The sequence below is a fragment of the Pseudomonas sp. USHLN015 genome, assembly GCF_037153275.1.
GTDB lineage: Bacteria > Pseudomonadota > Gammaproteobacteria > Pseudomonadales > Pseudomonadaceae > Metapseudomonas > Metapseudomonas tohonis.
This window is the reverse complement of sequence record NZ_JBBCKP010000010.1, coordinates 274,897-287,817: the sequence shown is the minus strand read 5'-3', so window position 1 is coordinate 287,817 and position 12,921 is coordinate 274,897. Positions and strand designations below refer to the sequence as shown.

General features: G+C 68.0%; 13 protein-coding genes. 4 read left to right on the top strand and 9 right to left on the bottom strand.

The window, feature by feature from the left end:
- The first annotated feature begins 4 nt into the window (after nucleotides 1–4).
- A complete protein-coding gene (locus WFQ67_RS21675; RefSeq protein WP_213628638.1) occupies nucleotides 5–778 on the top strand; it encodes an enoyl-CoA hydratase in 774 nt (257 codons plus the stop codon).
- A 236-nt stretch (nucleotides 779–1,014) separates the two neighbouring features.
- On the opposite strand, the gene pyk is transcribed toward WFQ67_RS21675, so the two are convergent.
- Together pyk and WFQ67_RS21665 are read right to left on the bottom strand one after the other, a co-directional pair.
- Entirely contained in the window at nucleotides 1,015–2,466 is a 1,452-nt protein-coding gene (gene pyk / locus WFQ67_RS21670; RefSeq protein ID WP_263153012.1) for a pyruvate kinase, read from the bottom strand.
- An 87-nt stretch (nucleotides 2,467–2,553) separates the two neighbouring features.
- The gene (locus WFQ67_RS21665) at nucleotides 2,554–3,357 is read right to left on the bottom strand and encodes an outer membrane assembly lipoprotein YfiO (RefSeq protein ID WP_263153013.1); all 804 of its coding nucleotides are present in this window, start codon (nucleotides 3,355–3,357) and stop codon (nucleotides 2,554–2,556) included.
- Between the two features lie 161 nt (nucleotides 3,358–3,518).
- Here WFQ67_RS21665 and WFQ67_RS21660 point away from each other — a divergent pair, with 161 nt between their 5' ends.
- The 3 genes from WFQ67_RS21660 to WFQ67_RS21650 all read left to right on the top strand — a co-directional run bounded on the left by WFQ67_RS21660 (nucleotide 3,519) and on the right by WFQ67_RS21650 (nucleotide 4,821).
- Entirely contained in the window at nucleotides 3,519–3,893 is a 375-nt protein-coding gene (locus WFQ67_RS21660) for a tetratricopeptide repeat protein (RefSeq protein WP_213628640.1), read from the top strand.
- An 84-nt stretch (nucleotides 3,894–3,977) separates the two neighbouring features.
- Nucleotides 3,978–4,400, top strand: coding sequence for a DUF4124 domain-containing protein (locus tag WFQ67_RS21655; protein ID WP_111264567.1), 423 nt, complete (start codon nucleotides 3,978–3,980; stop codon nucleotides 4,398–4,400).
- Nucleotides 4,401–4,461: 61 nt separating this feature from the next.
- Complete coding sequence (locus tag WFQ67_RS21650) at nucleotides 4,462–4,821, top strand: PilZ domain-containing protein (RefSeq protein ID WP_173178748.1); 360 nt, start codon at nucleotides 4,462–4,464, stop codon at nucleotides 4,819–4,821.
- Nucleotides 4,822–4,945: 124 nt separating this feature from the next.
- Here the strand turns inward: WFQ67_RS21650 and WFQ67_RS21645 are convergent, their stop codons facing one another.
- The 7 genes from WFQ67_RS21645 to WFQ67_RS21615 form a co-directional block, all read right to left on the bottom strand.
- Nucleotides 4,946–6,277 (bottom strand): DUF58 domain-containing protein, encoded by a 1,332-nt coding sequence (locus WFQ67_RS21645; protein WP_337058129.1) that lies wholly within the window; start codon nucleotides 6,275–6,277, stop codon nucleotides 4,946–4,948.
- The gene (locus WFQ67_RS21640; RefSeq protein ID WP_244862989.1) at nucleotides 6,274–7,401 is read right to left on the bottom strand and encodes an AAA family ATPase; all 1,128 of its coding nucleotides are present in this window, start codon (nucleotides 7,399–7,401) and stop codon (nucleotides 6,274–6,276) included. The genes WFQ67_RS21645 and WFQ67_RS21640 overlap by 4 nt, the downstream gene beginning before the upstream one ends.
- Nucleotides 7,398–8,699 (bottom strand): DUF4350 domain-containing protein, encoded by a 1,302-nt coding sequence (locus tag WFQ67_RS21635; protein WP_337058128.1) that lies wholly within the window; start codon nucleotides 8,697–8,699, stop codon nucleotides 7,398–7,400. The genes WFQ67_RS21640 and WFQ67_RS21635 overlap by 4 nt, the downstream gene beginning before the upstream one ends.
- On the bottom strand, nucleotides 8,696–10,297 hold the full coding sequence (locus tag WFQ67_RS21630; RefSeq protein ID WP_337058127.1) for a DUF4129 domain-containing protein: 1,602 nt from the start codon (nucleotides 10,295–10,297) through the stop codon (nucleotides 8,696–8,698). The genes WFQ67_RS21635 and WFQ67_RS21630 overlap by 4 nt, the downstream gene beginning before the upstream one ends.
- Nucleotides 10,284–11,261, bottom strand: a complete 978-nt coding sequence (locus WFQ67_RS21625; protein WP_213628645.1) for a stage II sporulation protein M — start codon at nucleotides 11,259–11,261, stop codon at nucleotides 10,284–10,286. Before WFQ67_RS21625 ends, WFQ67_RS21630 begins: the two co-directional genes overlap by 14 nt.
- Complete coding sequence (locus WFQ67_RS21620; protein WP_173178743.1) at nucleotides 11,258–11,995, bottom strand: RDD family protein; 738 nt, start codon at nucleotides 11,993–11,995, stop codon at nucleotides 11,258–11,260. The genes WFQ67_RS21625 and WFQ67_RS21620 overlap by 4 nt, the downstream gene beginning before the upstream one ends.
- A 90-nt stretch (nucleotides 11,996–12,085) precedes the next feature.
- Nucleotides 12,086–12,838 carry a hypothetical protein gene (locus tag WFQ67_RS21615; RefSeq protein WP_213628646.1) on the bottom strand — a complete coding sequence of 251 codons (753 nt, stop codon included), beginning with the start codon at nucleotides 12,836–12,838 and terminating at the stop codon, nucleotides 12,086–12,088.
- Nucleotides 12,839–12,921: the final 83 nt, after the last annotated feature.

Below are 12,921 nucleotides of genomic sequence, written 5' to 3'. Positions count from 1 at the left end.
CACCATGAGCGAGCACATCCACCTGGAACGTGACCAGGGCCTACTGACCATCCGCATGCAGCGAGCGGACAAGATGAACGCCCTGACCCGTGCCATGTACGGCGCCATGGCCGACGCCCTGGACGCGGCTGGCGAGGATCGCAGCGTGCGCGCGGTGCTGATCACCGGCAGCGAGACCTGCTTCACCAGCGGCAACGATGTCGCCGATTTCATCCAGGCACCGCCTTCGGGGCTGGACAGCGAAGTGTTCCGCTTCATGAAGGCGCTGTTCGATTTCGCCAAGCCGGTGGTGGCGGCGGTGAGCGGTCCGGCGGTGGGCATCGGCACCACGCTGCTGCTGCATTGCGACCTGGTCTATGTCGCCCGCGACGCCAAGCTGAAGATGCCCTTCGTCAACCTCGGGCTGTGCCCGGAGTTCGGTTCCAGCCTGATCCTGCCGCGCATGCTCGGCCATGCCCGCGCCGCACAATTGCTGCTGCTCGGCGAAGCCTTCACCGGCGAGCAGGCGGCGGCCTGGGGCATCGCCAACGAGGCACTGGACGATGGTGCCGCGACCCTGGCCCGTGCTCGCGAGATGGCCCAGCGCTTCGAGCAGCTGGCGCCCTCTGCGGTGGCGGTGAGCAAGCGCCTGATGCGCGAGCCGGGGCGCGAGGAATTGCGCCAGGTGATCATGGAAGAGGGCGAGCTGTTCGGTCAGCGCCTGCGCACACCCGAGGCGATCGAGGCGCTCTCGGCATTCATGCAGCGCCGCAAGCCGGATTTCTCCAGGTTCGCCTGAGGCTCGCAGGCGGGTTTCACCCGCCCCACGGCGCTCCGGCAACCGCAGGATGGGTCGGGCGGCGTTCCGCGAGCTCCGCGAAACCCATCGATAAGGCGGGTCAGGCACGCACAGGTGCCACGCTCGACTCCGCTTGGTGGAGGTAAAAAGCGACCTCCACCCTACGTATCGGTCATGCTCTGCTCGAATGAAAAAAGGCCGCTCGATGAGCGGCCTTTTCACTTGTTGCAGATGCCTTACACCAGCGGGTCGCCGACGTGGAGGATCTTCATGGTGTTGGTGCCGCCAACGGTGTGGTAGCTGTCGCCCTTGGTCAGGATGACCCAGTCGCCCTGCTGCACGATGCCGCGCTTGAGCAGTTCGTCCACGGCGGCCTGGCTGACCTTGTCGGCCGGCAGCGCGGCCGGGTCGAAGGGCACGGTCTGCACGCCGCGGAAGAGGGCGACGCGGGCCTGGGTGGCACGGTGGGGGGAGAAGGCGAAGATCGGCACCGAGGAGCGGATGCGCGACATGATCAGCGGGCTGTAGCCACTCTCGGTGAGGCAGATGATGGCCTTCACGCCCGGGAAGTGGTTGGCGGTGTACATGGTCGCCAGGGCCACGCTCTCGTCGCAGCGGCTGAAGGTGTGCCCCAGGCGGTGGCTGGATTTCTGGCTGGTGGGGTGTTTCTCGGCACCGACGCAGACGCGCGCCATGGCCTTGACCGCTTCCACCGGGTATTCACCGGCGGCGCTCTCGGCGGAGAGCATCACGGCGTCCGTGTAGTCCAGCGCGGCGTTGGCTACGTCGGAGACTTCGGCGCGGGTCGGCATCGGGCTGTGGATCATCGATTCCATCATCTGGGTCGCGGTGATCACGGCTTTGTTGTAGCGGCGGGCGTGCAGGATGATCTTCTTCTGGATGCCGACCAGCTCGGCGTCGCCGATCTCCACGCCCAGGTCGCCACGGGCCACCATCACGGCGTCGCTGGCGCGGATCAGGCCGTCCAGGGCTTCGTCGTCAGCCACGGCTTCGGCGCGTTCGATCTTGGCCACCAGCCAGGCGCTGCCACCGGCTTCGTCGCGCAGGCGGCGGGCCAGTTCCATGTCGGCGGCGTCACGGGGGAAGGAGACGGCCAGGTAGTCCAGGTCCATCTCGGCGGCCAGCTTGATGTCGGCCTTGTCCTTGGCGGTCAGGGCCGGGGCGGTGAGGCCGCCGCCGCGACGGTTGATGCCCTTGTGGTCGGACAGCGGGCCGCCGATCAGCACGGTGCAGTGCAGTTCGTCGGCGGTGGTGGCGTCGACGCGCATGACCACGCGGCCGTCGTCCAGCAGCAGTTCGTCGCCGACGCCGCAGTCCTTGATCAGGTCGGGGTAGTCGATGCCCACCACTTCCTGGTTGCCGGCGTCACGCGGGTGGGTGACGGAGAAGCGGAATTTGTCGCCAACGTCCAGTTCGATGCGCTTGCCTTCGAACTTGGCGATGCGGATCTTCGGGCCTTGCAGGTCGCCGAGCAGGGCCACGAAGCGGCCGTGCTTGGCCGCCAGCTCGCGGACCAGGCGCGCGCGCGCCTTGTGCTCGTCGGGGGTGCCGTGGGAGAAGTTCAGGCGGGCGACGTCGATACCGGCGAGGATCAGCTGTTCCAGCACCTCGGGCGAGTTGCTGGCTGGGCCGAGGGTGGCGACTATCTTGGTGCGGCGAAGGGACATGCGAAGGCTCCATTTTTCAAGCAGAGCCCGAGGCTACACCGCTGGCAACCTGTAGTCATTGTTCCTCTTCACTACCCTTTGCGCGGGTCATTCCACGCCCGGATTCAAGGCCTGGTCCAGGTGCCGCGCGGCGTTCTCGGCCTGCTCGGCATCGGGGAACTCGGCGAGCAGGCGGCGCAGGTAGCCGATGGCGCGGCCCCGGTCGGCCCGGGGGTTGGCCGGTGCGAGGTTCATCAGCGCCATCTGGTACAGCGAGCGGGCCTTGATGTCGGGCTGCACATGGGCATCGCCCAGGGCCAGGGAGTAGAGCTGCTCGGCTTCGTCGACGCGGTCCTTGAGCACGGCGCGGCGCGAGAGCAGGGTCATGTCCGGGTCGAGGTCGCTGCGGTAGAGGTCGAGGTTCTGGCTGGGCTTCCAGTCCGCCAGCAACTCGCGGGCGGTCTTCTGCACCGGCTCGTCGGCGCGCTGGCGGATCATCAGGATGCGCGCTTCGGCTCGCTCGGCGGCGCGGGTGCCGGGGAATTCGTTGGTGATCTGGTAGAAGCGGTTGAGCGCCTTGGTGTCGTCGCGCTGGTCGTTGTAGCGGCTCATGTAGATCAGGCCGATCTGGTAGAGCGAGATGGCGCGCACCTCGGCGCTGAACTGGCGGTCCTCGTAGCCGGTCAGGTAGAGCTTCTCGGCCTCGGCACTGGTGCCGTCGCGGATGGCCATGGCGCTGTAGGTCAGCAGGTCGCCGTCTTCCTCCACGGCCGCGGCCATGCGGTTGTTCTTCATCACCTTGTATTCCACCGCTTCGTTGGTGGTCACCTGGGCGATGAACAGCGGCGTGGTGGGGGAGCAGGCGGCGAGCAGCAGGAGGGCGCTCAGGAGGGCGGGGCGGACGGGCTGCATGGAGGCTCCGATGGCGGCGTTTCCGCGAGTCTAGCAGCGCCTCGGTCGGGGCCGCGGGTGCGTTGCGCAAGTCCCATCGGAGGATGTGCCCGGGTCTCTGCCGGACGGCGTTGCAGAAATATCCGACAGCGCCGATATACTCGCCAACGGAGGAACTACCCATGCGCACGCTGATCATCCTGGCCCTGCTCGCCGGCCTCACCGGCTGCACCCGCTGGTCACTCGACCACCACCTGAACAACGCCTACCACGCCTACGACGAAGGTGACTGCGACACGGTCATGCTCGAGCTGTCCCAGGCCGAGCGCAAGAGTCGCTCGCGGGCCTACATGCAGCCGGAGATCTCCCTGCTGCGCGGCCAGTGCCTGGAACGCCAGAGCCTGTTCGTGGACGCCGCGCAGACCTACCACTTCATCATCGGCCGCTACCCTACCAGCGAGTACGCCTACCGTGCCCGGGCGCGGCTGGAGACCCTGGAGAAGCTCGGCCAGATCAGCGGTGCCGTGCCCGCCAAGGCCAGCCCGGCCGCGCTCTGACCGATGTTTCGACCGTCGGTCGTGGCTCGCTTGAGTGGCCTCGTGCCAGCGCTAAGCTTTGCCTTTGTTTCAGGGAGGGGTGCCATGCGTCGCCTGCTTTTGCTGGTCGTCCTGCTGCCTGGGCTGGCCAGCGCGGAGATCTATCGCTGGACCGACGCCAGTGGCAAGGTCCATTTCAGCGAGCGTCCCCAGGCCGGAGCCCAGCAGGTCCAGGTCAAGCCGCAGGTGGTGGAGCGTGACGAGGCCACCCGCGAGCGCGAGCAACGCACCGAGCAGTTCTTCGATGCCCGCCGCCAGGAGCAGGCCGAGGCCCAGCGCAAGGCGGCGGACGCACGCAACCAGCGTCAACAGCAATGCGGCAAGCTGCGCAGCGATCTCGCGCGGCTTCGCGAGGGTGCCTCTTTCTACCGTCTCGACGAGAAGGGTGAGCGTCAGTACTACAGCGACGGCGAGATCGATGCCGCCCGTCGCCAATTGACCGCGGAGATCAGCCAGCACTGCGGTTAATAGTTGGTTCGAGTGCAGTAGTGAGGCCATACTGAACGGCCATCAATAGCGATTCGCCATCATGCGTAGCCAGCGCCGAATAGAACGCCATCAGTTGCCCTACTACCTGAAGGTATTCAACCGCATCACCGACAAACCCATGGGCTATCTGGGCAACGTTTCCCTCGACGGCCTGATGCTCATCAGCCAACTGCCGATGCTGGTGGGGGCCCGTTTCGACATGCGCCTGAAGATCCCGGGGCATGACGGCCAGCAGCATTTCATCGACTTCTACGCGACCTGCCAGTGGAGCCGGGAAGACGTCAACCCGGGCAACTTCGATTCCGGGTTCGCCCTGGTGGCGCCGCCGCCGGAGTACGTCGAGATGGTCGAGGCGCTGCGCCACTACTTCAGCTTTCGTCCCCTCCCGACCTCGGTCTGACCGCGTCAGACGCTAGCCGCTGTGGTCAACGCAGGCCCCCCCCCCGGACTTGGGTCTGGGGGGCGGGCAGCATGGGTTTCGTATCTCTACCCATCCTACGGGGACGGTTGCGCCTTGATGGGCGTCAGAGCACGCCGGCTTTCTTCCAGGCCAGGTAGCGCCCCACCAGCTCGGGGCCGAGTTCGCCGGGGCGGCAATCCAGCACCGGGACGTCGTGGGCGGCGAGGCGCTCGTGCAGGCTGGCGCGGGCGTTGAGGTAGTCCACCGTGCCGCAGTAGGACAGCGCCTGTTCGAAGCCTTGCACCGGTTTGTGGCGCAAGGCGTCCAGCACTTCTTCACGCAGGCTGGCGATCAGCACCCGGTGGTGGCGACCGAGGCGCTTGACCGCGGCCAGCAGCTCCTCGTCGTCCTCGTCGCGCAGGTTGGTCACCAGCACCACCAGGGCGCGGCGGCGCTGGCGGGCCAGCAGGGCGTCGATGGCGGCGCCGAAGTCGGCCGGGCGCTGGGTGCTCTCGAGGTCGTAGACGGCGTTGAGCAGCACGCTCAACTGGGCCGGGCCCTTGACCGGTGCGAGGTAGCGCTGCTGGTCGCCGGCGAAGGTGGTGAGGCCGACCGCATCGCCCTGGCGCAGGGCCACGTAGCTCAGCAGCAGGCTGGCGTTGAGGGCGTGGTCGAAGTGCGAGAGGTCGCCATCCTGGCTGCGCATGCGACGGCCGCAGTCGAGCATGAAGACGATTTGCTGGTCGCGCTCGTCCTGGTACTCGCGGGCGATGGGCGTGCGCTTGCGCGCGGTGGCCTTCCAGTCGATCTGGCGCAGGGTGTCGCCGTCGCGGAATTCACGCAGCTGGTGGAACTCCAGGCCCAGGCCACGGCGCGGGCGCTGGCGCACGCCGAGCTGGCTGAGCCAATCGTCCACTGCCATCAACTGGGCGCCGTAGAGGCGGGCGAAGTCGGGGTAGACGCGGGTCTCGCCCGGCAGGTCGAGGTAGCGCCGCTGGCCCCAGAGGCCCAGGGGGCTGGGCAACTCCACCTCGCACAGGGGGAAGGCGAAGCGGCCGCGCTCGAGCGGGCGCACGCGATAGCCGAACTCGGTGACCTCGCCCGGATGCAGGGCAACGGACTGGGGCAGGAACTCGGTGTCCATCCCCGCCGGCACGTGGTCGTAGACCTTGAGTTGCAGGGCGCGGGTGAAGGCGTGGTGCACGCGCATGCGCACCTCGCCCCAGCGGCCCAGCGACAGGTTGCCCGGCAACTGGCGCTCCAGCGCGGGCGAAGGCAGGCGGCGCAGCCACAGGGCATCGAGCACGGCGAGCAGGGCGAGGGCGCAGAGCAGCCCCCACCAGAGCAGGCGCAACTGGTCCGGCAGCTTGGTGCCGAGGGCATGCAGGGTGCCCAGGACCAGCGCCACGGCCAGCAGGCCGGCGATCAGGCCGAGCAGGATGCGCGATGGTTTCATAGGCGCGGCGCCGGCACCTGTTCCAGCAGTTGTTGCAGGACCTGGTCCACGGACTGGCCTTCGATATCCAGTTCCGGCGACAGGCGCACGCGGTGGCGCAGCACGGCCAGGGCGCAGCTCTTCACGTCATCGGGCAGCACGAAGTCGCCGCCACGCAGCAGGGCGCGGGCGCGACCGCCACGGACCAGGGCGATGGAGGCGCGCGGGCCGGCACCCAGGGCCAGGCCCGGCCAGGTACGGGTGGCACGGGCCAGGCGCACGGCGTAGTCGAGCACCTGGTCGTCCATCGGCAGCTCGCTGGCGATGCGCTGCAGGGCCTGCACGTCCTTGGCCTGCAGCAGGGTGCGCAGCGGCGCCACCTCCAGCATGTCGGCGCGGGCGGAGCGGGTCACCTGGCGCACCAGGGCGAGCTCCTCGCCGGCCTCGGGGTAGTCCATGCGCAGCTTGAGCATGAAGCGGTCGAGCTCGGCTTCCGGCAGCGGGTAGGTGCCTTCCTGCTCGATGGGGTTCTGGGTCGCCATCACCAGGAAGGGCAGGGGCACCGGAAGGGCGCGGCCTTCGAGGGTCACCTGGCGCTCCTGCATCACTTCCAGCAGCGCGGCCTGGGTCTTGGCCGGGGCGCGGTTGATCTCGTCCGCCAGCAGCAGGTTGGTGAACACCGGGCCCTTGCGCAGCTTGAACTGCTCGCTCTGCATGTCGTACACGGCGTGGCCGGTGACGTCGCTGGGCATCAGGTCGGGGGTGAACTGGATGCGCGAGAACTCGCCGCCGAAGCAACGCGCCAGGGCACGCACCAGCAGGGTCTTGCCCAGGCCCGGCACGCCTTCGACCAGCACGTGGCCGGCGGCGATCAGGGCGGTGAGCACATCGTCGATGACGGCGGTCTGGCCGACCACGGCCTTCTGCAGCTCCTGGCGCAGGGCCTGGGCCAGCTGGCTGGCGCGCTGGCGCTGGCTGCTGGCGGCCGAGGGGGCGGCAGCCGGTGCGACCGGCGCGGCGACGGGCTCGCTCGGCTGGGAAGCCGGCGCCACGGCGGGCGGGGCTTCGGGGGTGACGTCGGAAAGGTCCAGGTTCAGGCCTTCGGCTTCATCGTTGATCGGCTGATCGGGCGTCTGTTCGCTCATAGGGCATTCCTGAGGCTTTGCAGGTGGGCGACCTGGCGGGTGAATTCGGAGGCGCTGAGGCGCTGCCTGGGCAGCGGCCGCATGGCCTGGCTGATGGCGGCGGTGGGCATGCGGGTCAGGCGGCTGAGCACCTGCCACTGCTCGGCCACGCCGAGTCGTTCGAAACCGGGGTGACGGCGCCGCGCGCGGCGCAGGATGTCGCGCTGCAGGCCCTGCAACAGTACGTGCTTGCCGCTGCGGCGCAGGAGGAAGTCGGCGCTGGCGCGCAGGTGCTCCTCCAGTTGGCGGCGCGAACGGCTGGCAGGCGCCAGTTGCGGCCCCTGGCGGCGACCGACGTGCCAGAGCACCAGGGCGATGAGCAGGGCCAGGGCCACCAGGGCCTCGGGGAAGTTGCGCCAGAGCAGCGCCGGGAGGTCGTCGCGTTCGGCCCTGTAGAGCAGCGTCACCTCGGTGTCCTGGGTCAGGTACCAGAGCAGCCAGGCGTTGTCGTGGCTGACGATGTTGCGGTTCTGCCAGATCCAGCTGTCGGTGAGCACGGTGATCAGGCCGTCGCCATGGTTCATCTGCAGCATGTGGGTGGCGTTGGCGCTGTTGGCCCAGGCATGGGCGCGGTCTTCGCTGTCGTAGAGGTGGAAGCCGGTGTCGAAGTCGATGTACGCCGGCGCGTCCTCGTTCTCCAGGTAGAGCTTGGTCAGCTCGGGGTAGCGGTCCTCTTCCTCCGGCTCGGCGTCGGCCTCGGCCGGGGCTTCTTCCTCGCCCTGGGCCTGCTGCTGGTCATGCTCGGCCGCGTCGCTCTCGACGCCTTCCTCGGTGGCGGCGTCTTCCTCGCCCTCGGTCGCTTCGCTCTGCTCGGCGTCCTCGCTGTCTTCTTCGTCGAGGTCTTCGGTCTCGAACTGCTGGATGCCGAGGCGATCCAGCAGCAGGTCGCCGCTCTCGCCTTCGTCCTCGTCGTACAGGGCTTCGGCGACGAACAGCACGTGGCCGCCGTGGGCCGCCCAGTCCAGCACGCGATCGGCCTGCCGCGGGGTCATGCGGCTGCGATCGGCGAGCAGCAGCAGGGTATGGCCGGGGGCGGGCAGGTCGGCCAGGACCTCCAGGCCATCGGCGCGACTGACCCTGAGCCCCTGTTTGCGCAGGAAGCTCTCGGCGGCGAGGTAGTCGTTGAAACGCGCCTCGGGCGAGGGGCCGTGGGTCAGGGTTTCCTGGTACGGCTCGATCTTGTTCAGCAGCCAGATGAGGAACAGGCCGAGCAACAGGAAGAGCAGGGCACCGAAGATGAAGCCGCCGCGACGGGTCATGCGCTGGCTCCCTTGGCGATCAGCCGGCGCCAGCCCTCGCAGAGGCCGCGCTTGAGGCTCTCCGGCGGCAACTGGTGGCCGTAGGCGAGGTTCTGCCAGTGACGGGTGAGGACCTGGGCGAAGCGGGACAGCTCGTCACGCTGCAGCCCCTGCACCAGGCCGAGTACCTCGCCTTCGGTGTGGGAGCCCTTGAGCGGCAGGCGGAAATCGTGGAGCAGGTGGCTGAGCAGCGCACGGTAGAGCAGGCCGAGGGCCTCGCGCGGGTGCTCGGCCCAGAGCCGCTCGGCTTCGCTGGCGACATCGTCGGGCAGGGTCTCGGGCGCGACTTCCAGGCCGAACAGCTGCAACGGCGCCTCGCGACGCTTGCGTTGGGGCAGGCCGATGCTGCCGACGAAGGTGGAGAGCCATTCGCGGTAGCGCCAGATGATCAGGGCGACGAGGCTGACCAGCAGCCCCCAGAGCACGACCTTGATGATGAGCGCCAGCCAGGAAGTGCTGTTCCAGAGGTCGGCCAGCTTGAACAGGCCCTTGATGAAGTTGGTGAGGCTTTCCGCGTCTTCCTTGGAGAGCTCTTCCTTCTTCTTGTCCTTGGCGTCGGTGTCGGGGAAGCGCCAGCGGGTCACCGTCTCGCGGTTCTCGAAGGGGGGCTCGTCGAGCAGCTTGGCGATGCTCTCGCTGGCGGCCTGGCTGCTCAGTTCCTGGTGGGTGAGGCGCGGGGCGTCGGGGCCGTTGGGGTCTTCGACCGGGAGCGGGCAGCTGCTGGCGCCTTCGGCGGCCAGCACCGGCTGGGCGGGCAGGGCGCTCGCCAGGACCACGCCCATGCCCAGCACCAGGGCGTAGGCGAGGCCGGTCAGGCGCTGGCGCAGGCGGCGGAACACCAGTTCGATGTCCCAGGCCTCGAGTGCGGTGCGGCGGTTCAGGTAGAGGGTGAAGCCGCAGGCGACGTAGACCGGTTCCCAGACCATGAGCACGAAGAAATACAGGCTGTTGGACAGGTGCTCCATCCACACCCAGTCGCCTTCGGCCTGCTCCAGCAGTTTCTGCCAGTCCCAGTCGGCCACCACCTGCTGCGGCAGCATCAGGTAGAGGAGGGTGATCAGGCCCATCCACAGGGCGGTTTCCAGGTGCATGCCGATGATGGTGAGCCAGGTGGCGCCGCCGGCATCGCGCTGGCCGAGGACCACCAGGCGCTGGCTGCGGGCCGCGCCGGAGAGGCCTTCGAGTTGCATCACCGGCATGTCGAAGCTGCGCGTGGGGCTGAGGCGGCGCCAGGTGAGGCTGGCGATCAGCTGTGGCTTGAGCAGGCGCGGGTAGGCCTTGAGCGCCTCCTTGAGCGTCGGCGTGTCGCCGAACAGCGCGCGGGAGAGGATGTACAGCGGCAGGCGCTCGAAGGCGGGCTTGAGCAGCCAGAAGACGAACATCGCCCAGCCGGAGTAATTCCACAGCAGCAGGCTAAGCAGGAGGAACACCGGCAGGGTGATCAGCGCCCAGCTGGCCATGAGCAGGCCCATGTGGCGCCGGGCGAGCAGCACGCCGAGGTCCATGGCTTCCCAGGCGCTGCGGGGGCGGATGGCGACGCTGGCATCAGTCAGGCGCATGGCGACTCCGACCGGCGAAGCAGAAGTAGCTGCCCACCAGCAGCCACAGGCCCGCGCCCACGATGTATTTGACCTTGGGCGTGGTGAAGGTCATGGACGACCAGTAGGCCTCGATGAAGGCAGCGATCAGCAGCATGAGCATGGCGCCGGCGATCAGCTTGACGCTGTGGGTGGCGGCCAGGCGCAGGGATTCGGCGCGGGTCATCCGCCCGGGGGCGAGCAGCGACCAGCCCAGCTGCAGCCCGGCGGCACCGGCGAAGGTGATGGCGGTGAGCTCGAAGGCGCCGTGGCCGATGACGAAGGACCAGAAGGTCTCGCCATAGCCGACCTCGGTCAGGTGGCCGGCGACGGCGCCGATCATCAGGCCGTTGAAGAACAGGAAGAACAGGCTGCCGAGTCCGAAGAGCAGGCCGCTGGCGTAGGTCTGAAAGGCGATGCCGATGTTGTTCATGATGTAGTGGCCGAACATCATCCAGTCGTCGCCGGAGTCGCGTTCGCTGGCGCCGATGCGATGGGCGTCGGGCTCGTACATGGATTCCATCTCGGCCACCTGGTCCGGCGGCACCACGCTGTAGACGAGGTCGGGGAACTGGTGCACCAGCACGCCCATCACCGCCAGGCTGACGTAGAACAGCAGGCTGGCGATGAGGACGCTGCGCCACTGCTCGCGGACCAGGCGCGGGAAGCCGCCGAGGACGAAGCCGAGGATCTGCGCGCCCAGGTGGCTGCGGTGGCGGTAGAACTGCTGGTGGCCGCGCATGGCCAGTTGCTGCAACTGGTCGATCAGGTGGCTGCTGTAGCCGCGTTCCTGGGCCAGGGCCAGTTGCTGGCAGAGGTGGCGGTAATCGGCGGCGAAGCCCTCGCAGGACTTGGCGTCGGCCTTGCCGCGCTCCAGGGCGTCGAGCTGGGCGCCGAAGCGTTCCCAGTCGGCCTGGTGGCGACGTTCGAATAGGCTCTGTTTCATGGACTTCCCAGTAGGCTCCTGGCGATGCCGTTGAGGCGGGCCTCGGCCTGCTCGGCCGGGACCTCCAGCGGCTCGGCGAGGATGCCCGCGAGCTCGGCGCGGCGACCGCTGGAGAGGCCGGCCTGGCGCTCGGCGTAGCCGAGGATGGCGCGTTGCTCGGTGAGGCTCAGGATGAAGGGCGCACGTTGTGGCTCGGCGTCCGGCAGTTGCGGGCGCGAGGGCTTGTCCTCGCGGTAGACCACCAGGGTGCCGGCGGCGAGATCGCCGAGGCGCTTGAAGGCGGGGTGCATCAGCGTACTGAGGATGCCCAGGGCGTAGCCGAAGGGGAGGATGTCGACGAAGCGCAGCAGGTTGCGCACCAGTGACGAGGACCAGCCAACGGGCGTGCCGTCGTCGTGGACCACGCGCAGCCCCATCAGGTGCTTGCCCGGCGAGCGGCCCTGGTTGAGCACCTCGAACAGCACCATGTACCACCAGGTGACGAGGAAGGTGACGATCAGGCCGAGGCCCATGCCGAACTGCCCGAGCAGCAGGAACACCGAATACAGCACCAGCAGCAGGATGCCGCGGATCAGCAGGTCCACCGTATAGGCGAGGGCGCGGGGCAGGAGGCTGGCGGGGCGCAGCACGAGGTCGATGCCCTCGGGCGTTTCCACCTGGTAGCGGGTGTCCAGGGGGGCGGACTGACCCTGCTCATTTCCATATGGGCTGGTGGTGCGGGACGTCGATGTCATGGGTCGACTGCGTTGGGGAAAGCACGATGCTAGCGGAGCATCACTTGGCGAGGCAACCGACCCGCCGGTGGCGGGTCGGCACTGAGCGGATCACTGCGGCGGGGGCAGCACGCCGAAGATGGTGCGGTAGAGGATGCCGACCGCGATGATGAACATCGGGAAGGTCCAGATCAGGCCGATGCCCAGCGGGATCATGCTCAGGATCATGATCAGCGACAGCACCAGCATCAGGCCGAAGACCTTGAACCAGCGCTGGGTGATGGCCTTGCGCGAGGCCTCCAGGGCTTCCCAGGGCGACAGCTTGCGCTCCATCGCCAGGGGCAGGGCGAGCATGTAGGCGATGGCCAGGTAGAAGCCGGGGATGAGCAGCAGCAGGAAGCCGATGTAGATCAGCACCGCCATCAGGATATTGAGGATGAACAGCGGCACGAACAGGTTGAAGTTGCTGAAAAGCTCGTTGAAGTTCAGCGGCTGGCCGGCAGCCTGGCGGATGCCCAGCAGGTAGATGCCGCCGAGAATCGTGGCGCAGAGGCCGGAGCCGATGACGCCGCCGATGAAGGACAGCACCGTGGCGGCGATTTCACCGGCCATGCCGCCGATGAAGCCCAGGACCAGGCCGAACAGTGTGGCCAGGACCTGGCTGGCGACACCGTAGATGATCATGCCGCAGACGATCATGCCCTTGGAGCCCTTGACCCGCTGCCAGGACTCGCTGATCACATCGCCGATGTTGAAGTCGTAGCCACGGGCCAGGGCGGCTTCGACGCTCAGGGCGCCATTGTCGCTGGTTTCGACCAGGGCGCTCTGGGGTGCGGAATAGGGGTTTTCGGGGGTGCCTTGCATGGTCGCTTCCTTGTGAGTCGGTGCAGGAGGCTCAGGCCCGGGGCGGGCATGGCGCGAGCGCGATATTTTCTGGTTTCGGCAGG